Source organism: Actinomadura sp. 9N215 (genome assembly GCF_044326345.1).
Classification (GTDB): domain Bacteria; phylum Actinomycetota; class Actinomycetes; order Streptosporangiales; family Streptosporangiaceae; genus Spirillospora.
In genome coordinates, this window is record NZ_JBIRBA010000016.1 from 116,263 (window position 1) to 139,256 (window position 22,994).

Annotated in this window: 15 protein-coding genes; 4 read left to right on the forward strand and 11 right to left on the reverse strand. The window is 73.0% G+C overall.

Going from position 1 to position 22,994, the window contains the following annotated elements:
• Positions 1-59 precede the first annotated feature (59 nt).
• On the forward strand, positions 60-1,508 hold the full coding sequence (gene proS, locus ACH34T_RS25470) for a proline--tRNA ligase (protein WP_396023434.1): 1,449 nt from the start codon (positions 60-62) through the stop codon (positions 1,506-1,508).
• Positions 1,509-1,599: 91 nt separating this feature from the next.
• Here the strand turns inward: proS and ACH34T_RS25475 are convergent, their stop codons facing one another.
• The 7 genes from ACH34T_RS25475 to ACH34T_RS25505 form a co-directional block, all read right to left on the reverse strand.
• Complete coding sequence (locus ACH34T_RS25475; protein ID WP_396023435.1) at positions 1,600-2,109, reverse strand: DUF6328 family protein; 510 nt, start codon at positions 2,107-2,109, stop codon at positions 1,600-1,602.
• Positions 2,110-2,159: 50 nt separating this feature from the next.
• Positions 2,160-4,166 carry a SpoIIE family protein phosphatase gene (locus tag ACH34T_RS25480; RefSeq protein WP_396023436.1) on the reverse strand — a complete coding sequence of 669 codons (2,007 nt, stop codon included), beginning with the start codon at positions 4,164-4,166 and terminating at the stop codon, positions 2,160-2,162.
• A gap of 89 nt (positions 4,167-4,255) precedes the next feature.
• Positions 4,256-5,101 carry an ANTAR domain-containing protein gene (locus ACH34T_RS25485; protein ID WP_396023437.1) on the reverse strand — a complete coding sequence of 282 codons (846 nt, stop codon included), beginning with the start codon at positions 5,099-5,101 and terminating at the stop codon, positions 4,256-4,258.
• A gap of 121 nt (positions 5,102-5,222) precedes the next feature.
• Positions 5,223-5,621 (reverse strand): CBS domain-containing protein, encoded by a 399-nt coding sequence (locus ACH34T_RS25490; RefSeq protein WP_396023438.1) that lies wholly within the window; start codon positions 5,619-5,621, stop codon positions 5,223-5,225.
• A 404-nt stretch (positions 5,622-6,025) separates the two neighbouring features.
• Positions 6,026-6,679 (reverse strand): sigma-70 family RNA polymerase sigma factor, encoded by a 654-nt coding sequence (locus ACH34T_RS25495; protein WP_396023439.1) that lies wholly within the window; start codon positions 6,677-6,679, stop codon positions 6,026-6,028.
• Between the two features lie 398 nt (positions 6,680-7,077).
• Positions 7,078-10,218, reverse strand: a complete 3,141-nt coding sequence (locus ACH34T_RS25500) for a M14 family zinc carboxypeptidase (protein WP_396023440.1) — start codon at positions 10,216-10,218, stop codon at positions 7,078-7,080.
• A gap of 123 nt (positions 10,219-10,341) precedes the next feature.
• Positions 10,342-11,070 (reverse strand): TetR/AcrR family transcriptional regulator, encoded by a 729-nt coding sequence (locus ACH34T_RS25505; protein ID WP_396023441.1) that lies wholly within the window; start codon positions 11,068-11,070, stop codon positions 10,342-10,344.
• Positions 11,071-11,309: 239 nt separating this feature from the next.
• On the opposite strand from ACH34T_RS25505, the gene ACH34T_RS25510 reads away from it, so the two are divergent.
• The 3 genes from ACH34T_RS25510 to ACH34T_RS25520 all read left to right on the forward strand — a co-directional run bounded on the left by ACH34T_RS25510 (position 11,310) and on the right by ACH34T_RS25520 (position 17,184).
• Positions 11,310-13,985: a SpoIIE family protein phosphatase gene (locus ACH34T_RS25510; RefSeq protein WP_396023442.1), complete on the forward strand. Its 2,676-nt coding sequence runs from the start codon at positions 11,310-11,312 to the stop codon at positions 13,983-13,985.
• A 154-nt stretch (positions 13,986-14,139) separates the two neighbouring features.
• Positions 14,140-15,006 (forward strand): hypothetical protein, encoded by an 867-nt coding sequence (locus ACH34T_RS25515; protein ID WP_396023443.1) that lies wholly within the window; start codon positions 14,140-14,142, stop codon positions 15,004-15,006.
• Between the two features lie 1,356 nt (positions 15,007-16,362).
• Complete coding sequence (locus tag ACH34T_RS25520) at positions 16,363-17,184, forward strand: hypothetical protein (protein ID WP_396023444.1); 822 nt, start codon at positions 16,363-16,365, stop codon at positions 17,182-17,184.
• On the opposite strand, the gene ACH34T_RS25525 is transcribed toward ACH34T_RS25520, so the two are convergent.
• From ACH34T_RS25525 to ACH34T_RS25540, 4 genes are all read right to left on the reverse strand, one after another.
• Positions 17,185-18,075, reverse strand: a complete 891-nt coding sequence (locus tag ACH34T_RS25525; protein WP_396023445.1) for a hypothetical protein — start codon at positions 18,073-18,075, stop codon at positions 17,185-17,187. It lies immediately after the preceding gene.
• Positions 18,076-18,367: 292 nt separating this feature from the next.
• Complete coding sequence (locus ACH34T_RS25530; protein ID WP_396023446.1) at positions 18,368-20,158, reverse strand: sporulation protein; 1,791 nt, start codon at positions 20,156-20,158, stop codon at positions 18,368-18,370.
• A 215-nt stretch (positions 20,159-20,373) separates the two neighbouring features.
• Positions 20,374-21,735 (reverse strand): M16 family metallopeptidase, encoded by a 1,362-nt coding sequence (locus ACH34T_RS25535; RefSeq protein WP_396023447.1) that lies wholly within the window; start codon positions 21,733-21,735, stop codon positions 20,374-20,376.
• The gene (locus tag ACH34T_RS25540) at positions 21,732-22,988 is read right to left on the reverse strand and encodes a M16 family metallopeptidase (protein ID WP_396023448.1); all 1,257 of its coding nucleotides are present in this window, start codon (positions 22,986-22,988) and stop codon (positions 21,732-21,734) included. The genes ACH34T_RS25535 and ACH34T_RS25540 overlap by 4 nt, the downstream gene beginning before the upstream one ends.
• Between the last annotated feature and the right edge of the window lie 6 nt (positions 22,989-22,994).

Below are 22,994 nucleotides of genomic sequence, written 5' to 3' on the forward strand. Positions count from 1 at the left end.
CGCCCGTGAGCGGGCTAAAGCGTTCGTACAGCGTCGCGGCAGTCAGTACCCTGTGGCCCGTGAGTCGAGAAGGTGTGACGCCGCAAAGTGAGGACTTCTCCGCCTGGTACAACGAGCTGGTCGTGCAGGCGCAGCTCGTCGACCGCGGACCGGTGCGCGGCACGATGGTCATCCGACCGTACGGATACCGGGTGTGGGAGCTGCTCCAGGCCGACCTGGACCGGCGCATCAAGGACGCGGGGCACGACAACGCGTGCTTCCCGATGCTCATCCCGGAGTCCTACCTCAAGCGCGAGGCCGAGCACGTCGAGGGCTTCTCCCCGGAGCTCGCCGTCGTGACGCACGCGGGCGGCAAGGAGCTGGACGAGCCGCTGATCATGCGGCCGACGTCCGAGACCGTCATCGGCGAGTACATGGCCAAGTGGATCGACTCGCACCGCGACCTGCCGCTGCTGCTGAACCAGTGGGCGAACGTCGTCCGCTGGGAGATGCGGCCCCGGCTGTTCCTGCGGACGACGGAGTTCCTCTGGCAGGAGGGCCACACCGCGCACATCGACGAGGACGACGCGATGCGCGAGACCATGTGGGCGCTGGACGCCTACGCGGGCGTCGCGCAGGAGCTCGCGGCGATGCCGGTCGTGGCGGGGGAGAAGACGCCCGGCGAGCGGTTCGCGGGCGCCGTCCGCACGTACACGATCGAGGTCATGATGCGGGACGGCCGGGCCCTGCAGTCCGGGACGTCGCACTACCTCGGCACCAACTTCGCCAAGGCGTTCGAGATCCAGTACCAGGACGAGGCGGGCAAGCTGACCCTCGCGCACACCACGTCCTGGGGGATGAGCACCCGCATGATCGGCGGCGTGATCATGACGCACGGGGACGACAAGGGGCTCGTCCTGCCGCCGCGGCTCGCGCCGTACCAGGTCGTGATCGTCCCGATCGGGCGCAAGGAGCAGGGCGAGGAGGCCGCGGCGGAGGCGCGCAAGCTCGGCGCGGCGATCAAGTCGATGGGCATCCGGGTGCACGTGGACGACAACCGTCCGCAGCTGTCGCCGGGGTTCAAGTACAACGAGTGGGAGATGCGCGGCGTCCCGGTCCGGATCGAGCTGGGCAAGCGCGACATCGAGGCCGGGGTGGGCACGCTGGTCCGGCGGCTCCCGGCCGTCGAGGGGCAGGGCAAGGAGCAGATCCCGCTGGCGAAGCTGCCCGAGCTGCTGCCCGGCATCCTCGCCGACTTCCAGGCGTTCCTGCTGGCCAGGGCCGAGAAGTTCCGCGACGACCACACCGCGGTCGTGGACGGCTGGGACGCCTTCACCGCGCAGGTCGCGACCGGCTGGGCGCGGGCGTTCCACTGCGGCGACACGGCCTGCGAGGACGACATCAAGGCCGAGACGTCCGCGACGCCCCGGGTCATCCCGGCCGACGCGCCCGAGGAGACGGGCGCGTGCGTGAAGTGCGGGCGCCCGTCCGACTACGGCAAACGCGTCATCTTCGGCCGCGCCTACTGATCGAGATGCCCGGCCGGGGGATCGGGCGACCCCGGTCCCTGGCCGCGCGGGGCACGGTCAGGAACCGGGGTGGGTCGGGGCCCGGACGGGATCAGGGGTCGTCGTCGCCGTCCGGGCGGCCGTTCGCGGTCAACCGCGTCAGGTAGGGCTGGACGAACCAGGCCCACGCGCACAGCAGCAGGATGATCACGGCCGTGACGACCGTCCACGCCGCCTTCTCCTCCAGCGACTCGACGATCAGCGTCGTGGCGGCGGTGATCGAGACGCCGAGCGCGAACGCGCCGAGGATCCCGAACCGGTTCGCGCGCCTTATGAGCAGCGGCTTCTGCCCGAGCTGGAACAGGATCCGGTGCTGGAACACCGGCGCGATGAAGCAGACGGACGCGACGGCCGCACCGAACAGCGCGATGTAGAACAGTGGCAGCCCCGGGCCGTCCACCTTGTCGAATCCGGCGGCGAACGGCACCGTCAGCAGGAACGCGAACAGCACCTGCACGCCGGTCACCGCGACGCGGAACCCCTGGAGAAGCTCCATCAGCTGCCGGTCGAGACGCTCGTGCCGGGTCTCGTTGCGCGGCTTGTCCGCGTGATCGACGCTCATGAATCCGACTTACCCCGCAAAAGGGTCATCAGTCAGGAAAACGCCTTCGGTCAGGCCAGGGACGGCGGCTCGACGCGCAGCGCGAGCATCGACACGTCGTCGCGCAGGTCGCCGTCGCAGTACTCCAGCAGCGCCTGCTCCACCCCCGCGAGCATGCCCTGCGGCGTGTCGCCCGCATGCGCGGCCAGGGTCTCAAGCAGGCGTTCCTGGCCGAACTCCTGCCGCATCATGTCGCACGCCTCAAGGACGCCGTCCGAGTGCAGGAACAGCGTGTCGCCGACGGTGAGGTCGACCGCGTCCAGGCCGGGCTCGAAGTCCTCGAACAGGCCGAGCGGGACGCCGCCGCGCGACGCCGACCTGATCACCCCGTCGGCGCGGACCACGATCGCCGGGGGATGGCCCGCCGTGCCCAGCGACACGATGATCTTCTCGGTCTCCATCGTCAGCCCGGCCATCACGGCGGTGACGAAGCGGTCCTCGTCCAGCAGCGCCTCGTTCACGATGCCGAGGACGTCCCCGGGCCGCGCCTTCCACCGGGACGCCAGCCGCGCGCAGTGCCGGGCCGTCGCCGTCACGGCCGCCGCGTCCTCGCCCTTGCCGCACACGTCGCCGAGGACCAGGCCCCAGCCGTTCTCGGTGCGGAACACGTCGTAGAAGTCGCCGCCGACCTCCGAGCCGTGCGTCGCCGTCAGGTACTTCGCCGCCACGGTCACGCCCGGGATGGACGGCAGCGACTTCGGCAGCAGCCCCGCCTGCAGCGTCTCCGCGACCTCGGCGCGGCGCCGGTACAGCCGCGCCGCCCTGATCACCAGCGCCAGGTACCGGCCGAGGCGCTGCACGACCCCGAGGTCCATCAGGTCGAACGGGCCGTACTCGCCGCTCGCCGCCAGCGTGATCGTCCCGATGGCGCGGTCGCCGTCCTCGATCGGGACGCTCAGCACCGACGTCGCGCCGATCTTGCCGCAGACGGGATGGCCGTCCGGGCAGACGCCGAGGACGTCGAGGTTCTCCACATGCGGCCGCAGCGCGCTCTGCCGGGTGACGAACACCGTGTGCGGCAGCGTGCCCTCGACCGGGTCGACCTCCTCCAGCGTCCGCGCCGCCTCCACGGAACGCTCGTCCTCCGGCCCCATCACGACCTGCCGGCGCAGCAGCGGCGCGGCCCGCGACGCCGACCCCGCGAGGTGCGCACCGCCCTGGGGCGACGTTCCGGGCCCGCCGTTCGCGGGCCCGGTCAGGTCGATGAACGCCCAGTCGGCCAGTTCGGCGGCCAGCAGCCGCGCGCACCTGCGGACCGCGACCGTCTCGTTGAAGACCGGCTCGTCCAGCAGCAGCTCCCCGGCGGTCGCGACGACGTCCATCCGGTGGACGATCGTCGCGACGGCCTCGTCGTCGGGCGGCACGCCCTGGCCCGACCGCGCCCGCGCGGACCCGGTCGGGACCTGCTCGCCGCCGACGCGCTCCGCCGGCTCCGAATCGTCGGTCGGCGTGGTCGTCGAGCCGGCGGCCACCACGACCATCGGATCGGGCTCGCCCCTGATCCACACCCGGGCCAGGGTCACCACCGCGTCGACCGGATGGTCCCGGCCGAGGAACCGGACCTGGACGCGCCGCCGCCGCCCCGTCCGGACCACCGCGGCCAGCTGCGACCGCACCGCCGCCCGGGTCGCCATGTCGCAGAACACCGTGAACTGCTTGCCCGACACGTACCCGGACGACGTGCCGAGCAGCGTCGCCGCCTGCCGGTTCACCCGCCGGACGCTCGTGTTGCGGTCGAGCAGGAACAGCGGCACCGGCGCGTCCTGGAACACGGTGCGCAGCACCCGCCGCTCGTTCTCCGCCGCGGTCGACCCGCCCTGCTCGCCGGTCTGCTCGGTGCCCATCGTCCGCAGCACGGTCAGCGCCAGCTCCAGCTCGACCAGCGCCGCGTCCAGGGTCGCCCGCAGGTCGGGCGCCGGCACGCCGGCGGCCTGGCGCAGCTCGCCGATGCGCCCTTCGAGGTCCGAGATCTCCCGCATCAGGGACTCGGGTTCGAGCTGGTCGGGCTGATCGTGCATCTGGTCTGCCTCTCATCCGCGTCACACGGTGGAACCAGGCGGCCGCCCCGCCGCGCCGGGATCCCTGACCTCGTGCCCGGATCCATGAGCTAAGGAAGGCCTTGATGACCGACGATACGCTGGGCGAGCGCGGTGAGCTTCACGTGACGCGTCTGCGAGATGCGCCGCAGCTCGGCGAACGCCTCGTCCGCGTCGCAGCCCAGCGCGTGCATGAGGATGCCCTTCGCCTGGTCGACGACGGCCCGCGCCTCCACCGCCTCCTGCAACTGGACGGCGGTGCGGTGCACGTCGTCGTACTGCTGGGTGTTCGTCACCGCGGCGCTGCCCTGGGCGATCAGCAGGGACGCGAGCGCGTGCCGTTCATGGGAGATCGCCTTCGGCGTCACCCCGTACAGGGTGAGCGTGACCATGACGGGCGGGTTCAGATGCGGCGTCGTGGTGAAGCAGCGCACCCCCCGGCGCAGCATGTCGGACATCGCCTCCGGCCAGCGGGTCTCCCCGAGGATGTCGTCCGACGTCAGGGCCCTGCGGTCCATGACCACGTCGAAGATCGGCCCGTGCCCGCGGGACAGCTGCCGGTCGGTCACCTCGGCGAGATCCGGATGGCTGGCCGCGGCCGCCAGCGGCTCCGGCCGCGTCTCCTCCGGCGCGGGAACGTCCGGCGGGACGGCGTCGGGCCCCGGGTCCTGCAGCGGGACGCGCGGGACGGCCTGGGCCGCGTCCGGCGGCAGCCCGAGCGCCGAGCCCGGATCGTCGCCGCGCATCTCCGGCAGCGCCCAGCGCACGCTCGCCGCGCCCGCGCACCCGGGAACGGCGCGCGAGGCCAGCTCCGTCACCCGGTGCAGGGTGCCGATGTCGGACGACTCCCCGACCATCCCCAGCCGGGCGATCTCCAACGCGAGCTGGTCCGTCAGGACCGTTTCGGTGGGCGTCACCCCTCCGACATTATCCTGCGCCGGATTCCGCGGCGCCTGCGGTGCCCGCGGCGCCTGCCCGGCGCCCCGGCCACGGTGTCCCCGGTTGTTCATACGCGTCCCCAGCGCAGCGACCTGCGGATCAGTTGTTCGGAGGGGCCTTGCTGATCTCCGACAGCGGCCCGCCGTCGCCGTCGGCGACGGCCAGGTCGCCGATGCACACGATGCCGACGGGGCGGTGCTCGTCGTCCACCACAGGCAGCCGCCGGACGGCCTGCTCCGACATCAGCCGCGCCGCCGTCCCGGTGTCGTCGTAAGGGCGCACCGTCGTCAGCTCCGCCGTGCACACGTCGCCGAGGGGGGTGAGCGCCGTGTCCCGGCTCTCGGCGACGGCCCGTACGACGATGTCACGGTCGGTGACCACGCCGCACAGTCGTCCGGCGTAGGTGACCAGGACGTCCCCGATCCCCCTGTCCCGCATGATCCGGGCGGCCTCGTACAGCGTCGCGTCCAGCGGCAACGTCTCGGGCTCCACCGTCATGACATCACAGACCCTGGGTGGTGGCATCGCGCGCTCATCCCTCGTGTTCATTGCATCTCCCTCCTCCGTCGGCCCCGGAGGGCCTCCATCGTCGGGAGATGCGCTGCGATCGCCGCATCGCTCCGTCTCGCCTGGCGGCTCGCTGCGCGATCAGGTTTCTCGCTCCGCTCGAAACCTGCCTTCGGACGCGATCGCGATCATGGGGGTCGTCGCGTGGTTGCGGGCGACGGCTGGGGTTGGAGCGGACCCGTAAGTTTGGGCTCTCGGTACCCCATGCGCGACCCCTCATGCACCGAACGGGCGATCCCGCCCTCATGCACCGTCATGCACCGAACGGGCGATCCCGCAGTCACGGGGCAACTGCGGGATCGGGTGCTGCCACGTAGCCGTGGCGGGCCCAGGAGCTATGCGGCGAGCACGTGCGCGGCGCGGTGGTCGGCGAGGGATTCGCGGAGTTGCTTGCGGCCGCGGTGGAGGCGGGACATGACCGTGCCGATCGGGGTGCCCATCATTTCCGCGATCTCCTTGTACGGGTAGCCCTCGACGTCGGCGAGGTACACGGCGTCGCGGAAGTCCTTGGGCAGGGCGCGCAGGGCGGCGACGACCTCGGAGTCGGGGATGCGGTCGAGCGCCTCCGACTCGGCGGACCGGAAGCCGGACCCGTGCGCCTCGGCCTGCGCGATCTGCCACTCCTCCAGCTCCTCGGAGCCGGCGCGCTGGGGCTCGCGCTGCTTCTTGCGGTAGGTGTTGATGAAGTTGTTGGTGAGGATGCGGTGCAGCCACGCCTTGAGGTTCGTGCCTTCCTGGAACTGGTGGAAGTTCACGTACGCCTTGGCCAGGGTCTCCTGGACGAGGTCCTCGGCGTCGGCGGAGTTGCGGGTCATGCGGACGGCGCTGGCGTACAGCGGGTCGGCGAGCGGCAGGACGTCGCGCTCGTAGCGCTGCGTGTTCTCGATGGTCGCCGTGTCCTTCGCGGTGCGGGCGCCCTTCGCGGTGCGTGCGTTCGCGGTGCGGGCGTCCTTCGCCGTGCGGCGGACAGGTGTGGTGACAGCGGTCATCGTCGCTCCCCGTAGGTAGTGGCCCCCGTGGGAGGGCCGATTGCTGGCGCGTGTTCGGGGGCACGCGCGGGCCAGGCGAACAATCCGCCCACCGTCAGGTAATACGTGCCACCGTTCCCGGCGGGTTCGCTCCCGGCCCCGCATGGGGTGGGCCGAGGCTTGTCACGTGCGATCGGCGATGCCAGGGCGACCCCGTCGTCCGGGACGTCGCGGGCTGTGCTCGATTTGGGGTTCCACCCGCCGGTGGTCTTCCTGCTGTGTAAGACGCCTGGGAGGCTCCGAATGGTTGCGTGTCGTCACGTGTCGTTCGTCACATGGTGCTGCGCGCTCTTCGATCTTGCGATATATGGAGCCCCCGGAAGCCTCGGTGCGGGCGGGCTTCCGGGGGCTCGGCGCGGTCAGTCGATCAGGTGCCGGAGGGCTCTGATCATCAGTGTCCGCTGGTCGGCGGCCTGCTCGATGCCGAAACCGAGCAGTACGGTGTCCCTGGTCGCGACCGCCGAGACGGAGTCGATCTGGGCCTGGGCGCGGACGAACTCGACGCCGTTTCCGGGGCTTCCGAGCGGGGCGGCCTGGACGGCCCAGGGCCCAAGCCCGGTCTCGAAGCCCTCGGCGTCAGGCTGGCCGCCGGACGTGGTGAGCCTGGTGTCGTCGATGAACAGTCCGGTCCCTCCGGTGCCGGGGTCGCTGACGTACGAGAAGGACAGCTCGACCTTCTTGCCCGCGTACGCGGACAGGTCGTACGCGACCGGAACCCAGCCGTCGGAGTTGCCGGTGATGGCGTTCCACTGGCCGGACGATCCCGTGTTCCCGCAGGGGTTGCCCCCGGTCAGGTAGTGGCCGAGGAACGGATGCATGGCGAGGAGGTAGCCCTGCTCGCACTCCGCCGGGACGGTCGTCTTCGACCGTCCGTTCTTCTCGGGGAGTGTGGTCCAGTCTTCGGCGCCGGCGGTGTGCGCTTCGACGATGAGGTTGTCGAAGCCCGTCTCGGTGCTGTAGGAGAGCTGGGCCTGTAGGGCTGGCGCCTGCGCGGCGGTGACCGTGGACAGGTCGATCGTCCGGGTCAGGCGCCGGTAGAGGCCGTCCTGGTGCGGCCCGGCGACGTACCACTGGCCCTCGAAGGGCTCGCTCGGCGCCGCCGCGCCCGTGTAGTCGCCGGCCTTCCAGCTGTTGAACTGCGGGAAGTCCGCCTTGGGCAGGACGGTCGAGGTCACCTGGAAGCCGCCCGCCTCGTTCAAGGGGTTGGACGCGGGCCCGGCCAGCTTCGACGTGACGTCGTCGAACGGCGATCCCGTCCCGGTGAACGCGGTTGGTGCGCCGACGCGCTGCCGGTCGTACGCGCCCAGGTAGTACTGGAAGAAGTCGTCCGACAGCAGTTCGCAGTCGTCGCGGAAGTTGCTGGTGACCACGCAGGGCTTCTCCGGGTGTCCCTTCAGGCCGTAGTAGATGCCGCCGCCGTTGAGGCGGCTGACGGGGCCGTTGTAGCCGGTCGTCTCACCGGTGTGGAGGAGTTTCCCGCCCTCGTTCAGGTAGGAGCGGACGGAGAGGAGCAGGTCCTTCGCCCGGTCCGCGACCTGCGAGTCGGGCTGGTCGCCGAGGTAGGTCTTGATCGGGTCGTCGGCGGCGTCCTGGGTGAGCCGGTTGTCGCCGAGGTACCAGACGACGGCGTCGAAGTGCTTCAGCACGCCGAGGTCGTGCGGGACGCCGTCCTTGTCGATGTCCCAGACGAGCGGCTTGTGCTTGGCGGCCTTGACGAGGTCGGCGTACTGCTGGGCGTAGCGGGGCTTGTTCGTCCCCGGCGGGTACGCCGGGTTGACGCCGGTGTAGTCCTCGTCCGCGATGACCAGGACATCCGCCTTCTGCTGGTCGCGGACGGTGTAGGTGAAGTGCTTGCTCTCGACCTGTTTCCGGTCCTTCCGGCCGGTGAACCACACCTCGACCTTGTCGCCCGGCCGCTGCCTGATCTTGCCGCGGTACTCGGCGTAGTAGTGGTCGTTCTCGTCCCCGAACCGTTCGCCGCCGCGCCATTCGCGTACGTCGTCGCGGTGCTCGCGGCCGCCGTTGATCCGGTAGCGCAGCTCCTTGTCCCGCAGCGACCGGCGGATCACCGAGGCGACCTCCTGCTCGCGGCCGTAGGACGTGGTGAACCCGTCGGTCTCGAAGTCGGGCGCGGTGCGTCCGACGGAGGAGACGGGCTCGTCCGGCTTCTGCGCCGACTTGGCGACCGAATACGCGAACGGGATGTTCTTCTGGAACTCCTTCTGGATGAGCGTCTCGTCGTCCGGGAACTCGAAGACGCTGCCGCAGTTGCCGGGCTCCCATTCGTCGTCCGGGTCGGAGCGGGCGGCCGAGGCGCAGGTCGCCATCTCCGGCGTGATCGACAGGGCGCCGTGGACGTTGTCGGCCTGGCCGTCGGTGTCGCCGTTGGTGGTGTACAGCTGCGCGCCCAGCTCCGGCGTGTAGCCGGGGACGGCCGGGTGGTCGATGTCGCCGAGCAGCGCGTCGTGGATCGCGTCGTCCGGGCTGCGGGTCAGGGCCTGCCAGCCCACGCCGTGCAGCAGCAGTTCCGCGGCCGAGTGGTAGTTGACCACGTAGGCCGGACGAACCCGCTTGTAGAGGCCCATCTGCACCCGGGTCTCGGGTTCGGACGCGGGCGACTTGCCGCGGTAGGTCTGGCTGGTGGGCAGGGCGGACGAGCCCTCGTTGTCGTAGCCCCACTTGTAGGGGAAGTTGCGGTTGAGGTCGATGCCGTCCGCGCCGGTCATCTGGCCGTCGCCGTCGTTGTCGCGGGCGTTCTTGCGCCAGAGGCGGAACCCGTCCTGGAACGTCAGGTCGTAGCCGTCGACGTTGACGACCGGGACGAACCACAGCTCGGTCGTGTCGATGATCTTGGTGATCTGGGCGTCCTTGCCGTACCCGTCGACGTAGTGGTGCAGCAGCCGGCGCACCATCTCCGGCGTGATCCACTCGCGGGCGTGCTGGGCCGCCTGGTAGACGACGACGGGCCGCTTGTGGCCCTGCCCGAGGCTCCGCACGTCCTTGGTGACGCGGACGGCGGTGATCTTCTGGCCCCGGACGGACTCGCCGATGTCCACGGCCGTCGCGATGGACGGGTGGTCGGAGGCGACGCCGAGCAGTTCCTCGCGGATGTTCCCGGGGCCGCTGTAGGGCCGGAACACCTTGGGCGCGGCCGCCTTGGCGCGCTCGCGGGCGTCCTTGCCGCCGATCTTCTTGACCGTCAGGCCGAGGCCCTGCCGGTTGAGCGCGGCGGCCTCGGCGGCGCTCATCACGGCCTCGACGTGGACGCTGCCCTTCTCCGCGCTCTTGGAGATCTGGACGTCCTCGTGGTCGAGTCCGGAGCGGTTCAGCACCTTCACTTCGTCGGGGTTCAACTCGGCGGAGTAGACGTCCACGGCGGCGCCGGCGGACGCGGGTTTCGGAGCGGCATCCGCGGGGGTCGCGACCAGCGCTCCGATCAGGAGCGCGGCGGCGGCGAGGACGGGGGTGAGTCTTCGATGCCGGAGCTTCGTGCGCGGCATTGCGCCTCCCTGGCAGGGATCACAAGTGGGGGTTGCGTGATCTTCTGCCGGGGGACGAAGGGTGTCAATGGGGCATTAGTGCTGTATGCCGCTTTCGGCCATCCGGGGGTCGTCCAGGGCGCCTCAGGACGCGTCCCGGGGCAGGTGACCCGCCAGGACGGTCCGGACGAGCCGCGCCGCGAACTCCTCCGGCGCCGCGGGCAGCCGAGCCCCCTCGGCCACCGCCTCCGGGCCGGCGATCCGGGTCAGGAAGGCGTGCTGCTGGCAGCCTCCGAGCAGGGCCGCCGCGATGAACGGCAGCGGAGCGTCCTCGGTCAGCCGTCCGGCCCGCCGCTCCGCCTCCAGGTACCCGATCAGCGTGGCGTGGCCCATCACCGGACCGCTCGTCGGGCCGCCCGGCACACCGGCCGGAGGGCCACCCGGCGCGCCTGGTGGGAGTGCCCCGCCGTCCTGGCCACTCCTGGCCCGCGCGCGCGACTTGGCGGCGGCTTCCTTCTGTGCTTGGGCGGGACCGTTGTCACGCAGCCACGCGATCAGATCGGGGTCCGCCAGGACGGGCCCGGTCATCGGCAGCAGCTCGCCGTAGAAGCGGACCATGTCGGCCGCCAACCGGACGAGGTTCTCCTCCACCGTCCCCTTGCCCGCCGATTCGAGGAGCGTCCGCATCGCGCCGCGCGCCGTTCCCGTCACCTCGCCCAGGGCCGCGGCGAACAGCGCGGTCTTGTTCGCGAAGTGGTTGTAGAGGCTGCCTTCGGAGACGCCCGCGCTGCGCGCGATCTCCTTGGTCGTCGCGGCGACGATCCCGCGCGCGCGGATCACCTCCACCGCCGCCGCCAGGATCCGCTCCCGCATCGGGCCCGCTCCCACCCCGAACCTCCCGGCCGTCCGCGCCTCCGCGCCTGTGCTGTGCCCGTCCGCGCCTGTCCGCGCGTGTTCGCCCTGGAAGCTAGCATGACACGGGCGCTGAGTGAGCGCTCACCCGCATGAGTTCCGCGGACTCCCCGCGCGATCTCATTACAGCAGGTAACGTCTCCTTTACCAGGAGTTGCCGGGGGCGTCGTGCATCCTTCGCTCCGGGGAGGGGGACCGCAATGGTCATCGCCGACCTACTGGGTGTGGCGCGGATGACCGCCATCACCCTCAACGGTCGCGGCCGCATCAGCAACTGGGACGAGACCGCCGCCGAACTGTTCGGCGTCGGACGCCTCCAGGCCGTTGGCCGTCCGCCCGGCGCCCTGCTGCGCCTCCCGCCGGAGCATCGCGGCGCCTTCGAGCCGGAGATCTTCGGGCACGTCTGGTGCGGCGCCTGCACCATGCCGCGCGTCGACACCGGCGAGCTCGCCGAGGTCGGCTGGTGGGTCTACCCGATCGAGCCGGGCCCCGGCGGCCTCGACGTCCGGGTGCTCGCGCTCGCCGCCGACCTGCGCAGGCTCCGCGAGGACGGCCCCGGCGTCACCATCGGCGACCGTCCCGTCGAGCGGCCCGACGGCAGCGAACGCCGCGCGACCGGGGCGCGGCTCCTGCGCGTCGAACCCGCGCTGGCGACGCCGTCGTCCGGGCCCGGCTCCGCCCCCTACGCCGCGCCGTTCGCCGCGCAGCTGGCCGAACTGCTGCCCGCCGTCGGCCCGGCCGGGGCCGAGCGGATCGCCTCACGCGTGCTCGGCCTCGGGTGCCCGGCCGTCTCGCTCGGGCTGACCGTCCGGCTGCCGATCGTCCCGGCCCCCGAAGCGGAACCTCGGCACAACGGGCAGAGCCGAGCCGACTCCTCCCGCCGGGGGGACGGGCGGCCCGCACCCCACCGGGCAACCGTCCCGTGCACAGGCGGCGCGCCACCCGCGCACAGCCCCACCCCACCGCAGCCCTGCAAGCTCGCCCCGCCAGAAGCATCCGGATCCGTCCCGTCGGACGCCGATCAGTCGCCGCCCCGCGATGATCAGCCGCCTCGCGCGCAACGACCGTCCCGCGCAGATCGGTCGCCGCCCCGACCGGATCAGCCGCCCCGAGTAGCCCGCTCACCGCTCAGTTCACGCCCGGATGCGCCGCATCCGCCCCCCGACCCGAGTCCGCACCCTGAAAAGGGATTGGAGACGATGGCCGTGAGGGAACCCCTGACCTACCTTGGCGAGGCCGGACAGCAGATCGGCAGCTCGCTCGACCACCTGCAGGCCGCCAGGGCGCTCGCCGAGGTGCTCGTGCCGCGGCTCGCCGACTTCGCCGCCGTCGAGCTGCTCGAACGCGTCGTCGCCGACTCGGCGCCGCCCGCCGCCGAGATCGACGAGACCACGCAGATGCGCCGCGTCGCGGTCGTCCACAACGACGAGCCGGGACGCTGGGACGACGCCGTCCCCGAAGGCGAGGCGCTGCTCCTGCCGCCCGGCACCCCGTTCGTCCAGGCCATGCGGACTGGACGTCCCGTCCACATCCCGCGCGTCGGCCCGGCGCGCGCGGCCGAGATCGCCGCCTCGTTCGGCGGGCGCGACGCGCGAGCGCTGTTCACCGGCCGGGCGATGCTGATCGTTCCGCTGATCGCCCGGGGCCGGGTCCTCGGCACGTTCAAGCTGCTCCGCAAGCCCGACCGGCGCGCGTTCGGGGAGCTCGACCTCGCCATGGTCGACGAGCTGGGCCGCCGCGCCGCGCTCTGCATCGACAACGGACGGCTGTACCGGCGCGAAGTCCAGGTCGCGGAGGAACTGCAGCGCAGCATGCTGCCCGACGACCCGCCGGACGTCGCGGGCGCGCGCGTCCGGTACCGCTACCGGCCCGCCGAGCAGGCCGCGAAGGTCGGCGGCGACTGGTTCGACGCGATCCCGCTGCCCGGCTGCCGGCTCGGCATCGTCGTCGGCGACGTCATGGGCCACGGTCTCACCTCCGCCGCGATCATGGGCCAGCTGCGCACCGCCGTCCGCACGCTCGCGGCCGAGGACATCCGGCCCGCGCGGCTGCTGCGCCAGCTCGACGGCCTCGCCCGCCGCCTCGGCGAGGACTACCTCGCCACCTGCCTGTACGCGGTGTACGACCCGGTCGAGCGGCGATGCACGCTCGCCAACGCCGGGCACGTCCCGCCGGTCCTGGTTTCGGCGTTCGGCGACAGCCGCGTGCTGCCCGTCCCGTCCGGGGTGCCGATCGGCGTCGGCGGCGAGCCGTTCGAGGCGATGGAGGTCCAGGTCGAGGACGGGTCGCAGCTCGTCCTGTGCACGGACGGCCTGCTGGAACGCCGCGGCCGCGACATCGATCTCGGGCTGGAGGAGCTGCGCGGACGCCTCACCGACGCGACCCCCGACCTCGACCTGACCTGCGACTCGCTCCTCGACACCCTCGCCGCGTCCACGCCCGCCGACGACATCGCCATCGTCGCGGTCGGGTTCGACGGCATCCCCAAGGACGACGTCGCCGCATGGGAGCTCGACCCGGACCCGAGCACCGTCCCGTGGGTGCGCGCGGAGGTCGGGGCCAAGCTCGCCGAGTGGGAGCTCGAACCCCTCACCGACACCGTCCAGCTGCTGGTCAGCGAGCTCGTCACCAACGCACTCGTGCACGGCGCCGGTGCCATCGGGCTACGCGTGATCAAGGGTCTGAGCCTGCTCTGCGAGGTCTACGACGACGGCGCCGACCTGCCCCGGCTCCGGCACGCCGAGGCCACCGACGAGACGGGCCGCGGGCTCCAGCTGGTCGCCCACCTCTCCGCGCGCTGGGGCACGCACCGCGCCGAGCCGGGAAAGGTCGTGTGGTTCGAGCATGATCTGCCGAGCCCCGTCCTGCCTCGTTGACCTGCATGGACCGTGCATGGACAAGGAGTGATGGCGGCGTTGTGAGGCAAATGTCCCGTTGTGACGGATAGTTTCCACCGTCCGCCTGGGCTCTGATCGATACCGTCGCCGCTCATCGCCGCTCGCGGGGGAACAGTTGGGTCAGAATCTGACATTGCCGGTCCCCGAGACGCTCTACGCCACCTACGCCGTGGCGCTCGCCGAACCGATCGCCGACCCGGCCCGGCTGGCCCACGACGAGGTCGCGCGGCGCACCGAACCGCCGCTGCGCGGCCTCGTCCTCGGCATGCTCGACAGCCCCATGCTGAGCCTCGACCAGCGCCCCGCGTCCCAGTTCCCGCCGCTGCCCCGCGACCTCCTCGCCGCCTACGGCGCCGAGCCGTCCGTCCTCGCTGCCGTCGACGACGCGGCCCACCTCGTCGCCGTCCGCGCCGCGTACCGTCCGGGCCGCCCGCCCGCGCACGAATGGGCCGCCCGCACGGTCGCCGGCGCCATCGCCGCCGCGCTGGGCGCGCCCGTCGTCGACGTGTTCACCCCGCAGATTCTCACCCTCGGCCACCTCGAACGCTCCCTGCCGGGACCGGACGGCGCCGTCCGGCTCACCGACTGGATGCTGCTCCCGCACACCCCAGGCCCGCACGGCTCCTTCTTCGCCACCAGGGGCCTCGCCAGATACGGGCTGCCCGAACTGCTGACCGAGAACGTCCCGTCCGGCCTCGTGGACCCCTGGGGACGCATCCTCAACGGCCTCGCCCGCCGCGTCCTCGACCTCTGGCTGGACGCGCTGCCCGCCGGCGAGCAGCCCCTCACCGTCGACATCCCCGAGATCATTTCCGTGGGCCTGCGGGACATCGCCGCCGCTCAGGGCGCCGACGAGCCGCTCCGGCGGGAGGTGGCCGTCCGGCTCCGCCTCGACCCGGACCCGGAGCCCGCCCTCGCCGTCCTGCCCGCCCACGACCGCCCGGACGGCCTCGAAGCCCTGTGCGCCGCCCTCTACGGCACACCCGAAAGGCACGGATGAGCTTGCCGATGATCTTGATCTCAGCGCAGGATCGAACCCGTGAGATTCGGCCCGCGTGACCGTCCAAGCCCCGACGAGCCCGAGGACCCCGGCCCTCCAGAGCCGCAGGAAACCCCGCCGCCCCGTCCCGGCCCCTATCCGGAAGACGTCCGCGTGGCGGGCAGGAGCCCCGCCCCCGAGAACGACCAGCCCGCGTCGGACTGGGTCCCCGTCCAACCTCCGGCGGAGTCCCCTCTCGAACCGGGTTCCGAGCCCCCCTCGGTCCCGCCGCAGCCGGAAGCGCCACCGTCGAGCTGGGGCACCGGGTCACCGGCCGACACCTCATGGACGACCCACACCCCTCCCACCCCTCCGCCCGACCCCACGCCCGCCGAGCCGCCGACCTGGACCGCACCGGAGACCCCGCGCCCCTGGCCGTCAGAGGACCCACCCGCCGAACCACCAGGCTGGACCTCCCAGGAGCCTTCGCCCTCTTGGCCGTCTTCACGTGAGCCGGCCGAGCCTTCGGCCGCCGAGCCATCAGGCTGGACCTCGAAGGAGCCTTCGCCTTCATGGCCGTCTTCACGTGAGCCGGCCGAGCCTTCGGCCGCCGAGTCGCCGGGTTGGGCCTCGCAGGAGCCTTCGCCCTCTTGGCCGTCGTCGCAGGAGCCGGCCGCTCCTTCCGCCGAGCCTTCGTCGTCGGAGCCGGGGGCGTCGTGGTCGTCGCAGGAGCCGGTCGAGCCTTCGGTCGGCGAATCGCCAGGGTGGGCTTCTCAGGAGGCTTCGTCCTCGTGGGCGCCCGGCGAGGTAGGCGCCTCTTCACCTGAGCCTCTGTCACCGGAGCCGGGGGCGTCGTGGTCGCTGCCTGAGGCGGCCGAGCCCTCGGCTGATGAGTCGCCGGACTGGAGGGCGCAGGAGGCCTCGCGTCCGTGGGAGTTGCGGGAGCCGCACGTCCCGTCGGGCGAGCCTTCGGCGTCGGAGCCGTGGTCGCCGTCGGCGGAGGGCCCGCCGTCGCGAGGACGGCACGAGGCGACCGACGAGCCGTTGTCCGGCTGGGCGCCGCATGAATCGACTGGCGGGTCTGGAGCCGAACCGTCGTTCGGGAGTGCGTTGTCCGGCGAGCCGTCGCCGGGCTGGGGCGCGCATGAGACGGGGGCCGCGTCGCCGTCGGTGCCGCCGCCGGCCGATCCCGCGGCCCACGAATCGACCGGTTATCCGGCTGCCGGAACGCCGACGCCATCGTCGTCGGAGACCCCGCCCTCGTGGGGACGGCACGAAGCGGGCCGGGACTTCCCCGGCGCAACGCCAGGCCGCCACGAACGGAATGACGACGAACCCTTCCTGCCAGGGAAGGGGCTGGCGGCCGAGCCGCCGTCCATGACCAGGCCGGACGTGACCGTGCCTGGGCCGCGCTGGGCGACCCCACAGGACGCGCCCCCGCGACCAGGGCCGATGTCGGATCCCGGACGGCGCAAAGCGCTGGCGGACGCGTTCGTCGCCGAGTTCGTGAGCAGCACCACGTGGCGGGCCACGCTCGCCGTCCTGGAAGGGGCGTTCCCCGGCCTGGGCATGGCGGCGACGCTTTCGCGCCAGACCGACGAGCTGTGGCGCACGATGGACGCCGTCGACCGGAAGGCGGCCGCCAAACTCGGCGTCCCGGTGTGGCTGGACGACGCCGGGATGGTGTTCGACCTCAGCGCCCACCTGAGGGCGCGGGCCGTCCGGGCCCCGCTGGGTGGACGGGCGGGGCCGCCACGGGCGTCGAAGCCGTACGCCGGGGCGTTCGTCATCGACACGCTCGATCCGCTGCGGTACCACCGCGCGGTGGGCGGGCCGCGGGCGCCGCGCGACATGCCGGGTCAGGGCGCGGCGGTGCCGGCGCCGTCCGCGGCGGAGGACGACGACAGCGGCGTCGTGATCGTCGCGAACCTGGCGTCGGCGGGCGTCCGGGTGCTGGACTCGGCGGCGCTGTGGCGGTACGCCGACCAGGTGGTCACCGGGACGCTGCACGAGGTGGCGCGCCCGGAGACGCGGGCCCGGGTCCGGAGCGCGCTGTGGGCGCTGCGGCGGGTGGTCCTCGTCGACCCCGACCTCGGGCTCGGGCTGTGCCTGCAGATCGACGCGGCCCGGGTGCCCCGGTGCCTGCTCGCGTTCGGCGTGGACCGGACGGAGGGCGCCCCGCGGTTCGTCCGCCCCTGATCAGTCGTCGGCGCGCAGCCAGGACAGGTCGCTCTGCCGGTCGGCGGGAAGCTCGCGGAGGCCGTCCACGAGCTGCCACGGCTCGGTCGGCGGCGCGCCGTCGTCCGGGAGGACGCCGCAGACCAGCGCGCTCGGCGTGGCCACCGCGGTGAACGGGCCGAACCGGACGACACCGCCGCCGCGCAGCGCCGCCAGCTCGGTGAGCAGCGCGTTGAGGGCGGACGAGTCGCGCGGGTCGTACAGGCCGCGGACGTAGGAGAGCAGGTCCTCCGCGAGCACCTCCGGGCGGCGTCCGGAAAGGTGGTAGACCGTCCCGCGGTAGGCGCCCGTGGCCTGCGCGGAACGCCCGTCGCGGACGCGGACGCGCAGCCCGTACTCGGCGGCGCACCGCTCGTACGCGTCGGCGAGCAGCGCCTCGGCCTCGCCCTCCTCGCTGAGCACGACGCCCGTGACGACGCCCTCCTCGCGGTCGAGGCGGTCGAGCATCTCCCGGTGCAGTTCCAGGACGTCCCGCTCCACCGCGTCCAGCGAACGGGCCAGGGCGTGCTGCGCGTCGCGGTCGAGATCGACGCCCGCGAGCTCGCCGGAGATGTCGCCGAACTCCTTCTCCAGCCGCTCCACCCTTCCGGTGAGGGAGTCGAGCCTGTCGAGGACCTCGGTGGGCGGCGCCTCGGGCTGCTGCTGCGGGGGCGGCGGGATGGGGATTCCGGCGGGCTCCGTCGCCTCGTCCACCACCGCCGTGAGCGCCTCGTGGCGCCGCGCCAGCTCGGACACCTGGTTGCGCAGTTCGCGCAGCTCCGCCTGCGCGCGAGGGAGCCGCTTGTCGGACGCCAGGTACAGCTCGCGTCCGCCGATCGCAAGGCAGATCAGGACCAGGATCACGGTGGTCATGGTCACGACGATAACCATCCGCGGGCCGCTTGGCCGAGAGCGCGGCGGATCTCGTCCAAAAGGCCCGGCATTTTCCAACCGGCCGATTCCGCGGGGAGACTCCCCGACGAGGAACACCCCCACCTGGGAAGTACCGGCCACCGTGGCACTCCGTCCCACAGCCGCCCGGCTCCGCGGGCGCTCCGTTCGCCGGGGCCCGCCCTACGACGCTCTGTTCCACGGACGTTCTGTTCCGCAGTCCCGCGTCCTGCGGGAGCTGTTCCGCGGGCGTGCTGCTGTGGAACGGGCGTGGTCAGCCGAACAGGCCGCCTAGCAGGCCGCCGAGGATTTCGGCGGCGCCGCCCGCGATCCCTCCGGCCACTTCGCCCGCGACGCCGCCGGCGACGTCCGCGGCCACGTTCCCGGCGATCTGACCGGCGGCCTGGCCCGCGTATCCCGCGATGGCGTTGCCGAACGCGTCCACGGGCTGGCCGGCTATGTAACCGGCCACGTTCCCGGCGTAGCCTGCCGCGTCGCCCACCGCGCCGACGGCCATGCCTCCCGCGATCCCCGCCGCGGCCGCCCCGCCGACCAGGCCCGCGGCGGCGACGCCGTGTCCATGGTGGCCGCGGTGGCCCGGCGAACCGTGATGGACGTGCATGGGCGGCGGACCCACATGGCCGGGCGCCGCGGGCGGGTAGGGCCCGGGACCCGCCGGAGCGGGCGGAGGCGGACCGGCATGCCCTGGCGGCCCGTACGGCGCGGGACCACCCGGCGCTGGCGGCGGCGGCCCGATGGGCGGCCCGTGGCCGGGCGGGTTGTGGCCGGGCGGTGGTGGCGGCCCGCCGTGCCCGGGCATGGGCGAATGAGCTGGTGCGACGCCCGGAGGCGGCGGCGGAAAGCCTTGGCCGCCTGGGCTGTGCGACGGGCCCGGCTGGTAGCCGGGGCCTGGGCCATGCGGGGGAGCCGCATGACCTGGGCCGGCCGGAGGCGCGTGGCCCGGGCCGGGCGGGGGTGGTGCGTGGCCTGGACCGGGCAGGGGTGGTGCGTGGCCGGGACCGGGCGGGGGTGGTGCGTGCCCGGGACCGGGCGGGGGAGGTGTGTGGGCTGGGCTGTGCAAGGGGGCGGGGGCCTGGCCGGGCGCGGGTGCGGGTGGCGGGAACTGCGCGTTGCCGTGGCCGTACTCGCCGGGCCCGCCATAGGCCGCGGCGGCGGGCTGCGCCGGTGACGGTCCCGGCGGCGGTGGCGGGAAGTGCGAGGGCCCACCGGGAGGGGGCAGCGGCGCCTGCCCCGGAGGCGGGGTCGGGGCGCCGCCGTGGACGCCCCCGCCGCCGGAAGCGCCGGGACGGGACGAGCGAGGCAACGCCGCCGCGGCCTCCAGCCACTGGTTGATCTTGGCGTTCCAGTCGGTCTCGGCGGCCTCGGCGTGCGGGACCTGGAAGACGCCGAACGACTCGTCCGACGGGCGCTCGCGGTCTTCGGCGCGCAGCACGAACGCCATGCTGCGCGGGCTGGCGACGAAGCTCAGCCCGACCTTGTCGATCCGTCCCTGGTACGACGTCGGCGGGTTGAGGTGGATCTCCTGGTGGAACGGGAGCTGCTGGGAGACGCCCCGCAGCTTGGACGACTCGAACGTGACGTTCGTGATCTGGAAGCCGAGCTTGGCGATCGCGGCGAGCACCCACTGCTGCGACTCCAGCGGCTCCACGGAGATGGGGTCGACGTCGCCGGGATCGGGCTGTCCTTTGGCGTCGACCTCGGTGCACATCCCGATCGTGAAGCCGGGCAGCTCGTGGCCGAGGACGGTGGTGAACGGCAGCTCGTACGGCAGCGGGATGGAGAACGCCAGGTCGCGCTGCTGCGCGGCGTCCAGCCGGAACCCGCGCGTGAGGGCGCCCCGGTACACCTCGGGCCCCGCGGTCTCGCCGCCGTAGCCGTTCTGCATGCGCGGCATCAGCGCCAGCGTCACGTGCCGGATCTCCACGGGCCCGGCCCCGCCGCGCAAGTGGACCTTGCCCGCCACGACGCCGCCGGGCTTGCAGTTCGGCTCCGACAGGATCGTGTCGACGGACGGCCCGCCGCCCGCCATCTGCCCGTAGGCCACCGGCCGTTCCCCTCTTCCGACCGCGAGGACGTTCCCCGCGAATGTCAGCCCGCGCGTTCCGGACCAAGTCCGACCGAACCCGGCCAACGCTCGTTTAGACCTAGTCCACCATGCCATCGGTTCGCCCCGTAAAGCGGATCACCGGGCCTATTTCGTCCAACCTGAACGTTTGTCGGGTCCGTGGACCGGGTGAACGGTACGGGGCGCGGGGAGTTCTACTCCTTGGCGGTCACGGTGACGGGGGCGTAGCCGAGGTTTTCCAGGGGTTCGCGGATTTGGGCGGCGTCCCCTACGGCGATGATGGTCAGCGCTTCGGGGTCGATGTGCTTGCGGTAGGCGTGGGCGACGCCGTCCGGGGTGGAGGCGCGGACGGCGGCCAGGTAGGCGCTGGGGTAGTCGGCGCCCAGGCCGTTGGCGGACACGTCGGCGAGTTCGGCGGCCACGGCGCGGGCCGTCTCGTACTCGGCGGGCGCCCGGTCGGCCAGCGCGCGGACGGACGAGCCGTGCTCCTCCGCGTCGATGCCGCGGGACACGATGCCGCGCAGCTCCGTCAGCGCGTCGGTGACGGCGTCGGCGGTGACCTCGGTGTGGACGGCGCCCTGCGCGATGAACAGGCCGCAGTGCCGGATCCGCAGCAGACCGGCCCGCATGCCGTAGGTGTAGCCCTTCTCCTCGCGCAGCACCGCGTTGAGCCGGGACGTCAGCCCGCCGCCGAGCACGTGCGACGCGACCATCAGGGACGGCCAGTCGTGGTGCGAGCGGTCGGGTACGCCGTGCCCGAAGCTGAGGTACGTCTGCACCGAGCCCGGACGGTCGACGACGACGATCCTGGCGGCCGACTCCGGCATGATCCGGTCGGCGGTGGGCAGCGGCTCACCGGTGTTGGCCCAGCCTTCCAGCGCGGCTGTGAGCGCCGTGTCGGCGGCGGCCCCCGACAGGTCGCCCGCGACGACGGCGGTGGCCTCAGCGGGGACCACGGAGCCGTAGAAGGCGCGGACGTCGGAGCCCTGGAGCGCATCGACCGAGGTCCGGGTGCCGCCGGTGGGGCGGGACGCCCGGGCCCGCGCGGGGAACATCACCGCGCGGAGCTCGCGCATGGCGCGGGACCCGGGGTCGGCGTCCTCCTGCGCGATCTCTTCCAGGCGTTCGCGGACGAGGCGGCGGATGTCGGCGTCGTCCAGCGCGGGGCGCCGGACCACGGCGGAGAACAGCTCAAGGGCCGCGTCGAGCCGCGTCACCGGGACGTCCAGCGCGACGCGCAGGGCGGTCAGGTCGGCGGCGGCGTACAGGCTGGCGCCGAGCCGCTCGAACGCGGCGGTCAGCGCGGTGCCGCCGCCGGGCTCGGTGCCCTCCATCAGCGCGCGTGCCGCGAGCGTCGCGACGCCGTCGAGGTCGGCGGGCTCGCGGCCCGCGCCCGCGTGCAGGACGAGCCGGACCGCGGCGAGCCGCCGCCCGGGCAGGTCGCAGCGGAGGGTGCCCGGCCCGGCCGGGACGCGGCCCGCGGTGGAGTCCGGGAACGCCCACGCCGGGACGGGACCCGGGACAGGCCGGGGCTGCAGGTCCAGGCCGCTGGTCATGAGTCGCCTCCGTAGGTCAGGGCGGTGCGGCCGCCCGGCGCGAGCCAGCGGCCCGCCATCTCCTTGATCGCGTCCCCGGTGACGGCGGCGGCGCGGCCGGGGGCGGTGAAGACCCGGGCCGGGTCGTCGAACTGCGTGGCGTTCTGCGAGAGCGCGTTGGCGAGGCCCGTGACGGTCTCGGTCTGCTCCAGGAAGCCCCGCTCGGCCTGCGCGGTGGCGCGGGCGGCCTCGTCGGCGTCCGGGCCGTCGGCGGCGAACCGTTCGAGCTCCTCGTCGAGCACGGCGGCGATCTTGTCCGGTTCCGGCCCGATCGCGTCCACGATCGCGAGGGACGGGCCGGACGCCAGCCGGGTCACCCCCGCCCACACCTCGGTGGCGATCTCGTCGCGCCGCACCATCCGGTCGTAGAGGCGGGAGCCGGAGCCGCCGCCGAGGATCTCGACCGCGAGCTCGGCGGCCTCGACGTCGTCGCCGCCGTCGGTGGGCAGCGTGAACATCGCGAAGTAGGCGGGGGAGGGGACCTCCTCGTCAAGGGCCTCCTCGCGGACGCCGGACAGCGGGCCGAGCTCGCCGGGACGCGCGGGCGGCTTCGCCGGGCCCGCGGGGAGGCCGCCGAAGTAGCGTTCGACCGCCGCCAGGGTCGCCTCGGGGTCGACGTCGCCGACGACGGACAGGACGGCGTTGCCCGGCGCGTACCAGGTGGCGAAGAAGTCGGCGCAGTCTTCGAGGGTGGTGGCGTCGAGGTCTTCCATGGAGCCGATCGGCGTGTGCGCGTACGGGTGCTTCTCGGGGAAGGTCAGCGCGCACAGCCGCTCGAAGGCCGTCCCGTAGGGCTGGTTGTCGTAGCGTTGGCGGCGCTCGTTCTTCACCACGTCGCGCTGGTTGTCGAGGTTGGCCTGGGTGAGCGCGGCGGGCAGCGTGCCCATCCGGTCGGCCTCCAGCCAGAGCGCGAGCTCCAGGTGGCTGACCGGCACCGTCTCGTAGTAGTTCGTGCGCTCGAACGAGGTGCTGGCGTTGAACGCGGCGCCCGCGCTCTCCAGCAGCGCCGCGTGCTCGCCCTCCGCGACGTTCGCCGAGCCCTGGAACATCAGGTGCTCGAAGAGGTGGGCGAGGCCCGTCCGGCCGGCCCGTTCGTGCCGCGAACCCACTCCGTACCAGATGTTCACGGCGGCCAGTGGTACGACGTGGTCCTCGCAGACCACCACGCGCAGGCCATTGCCGAGCGTGTGCTCATGCAGCGGCTGTTCTGCCACGGAGCG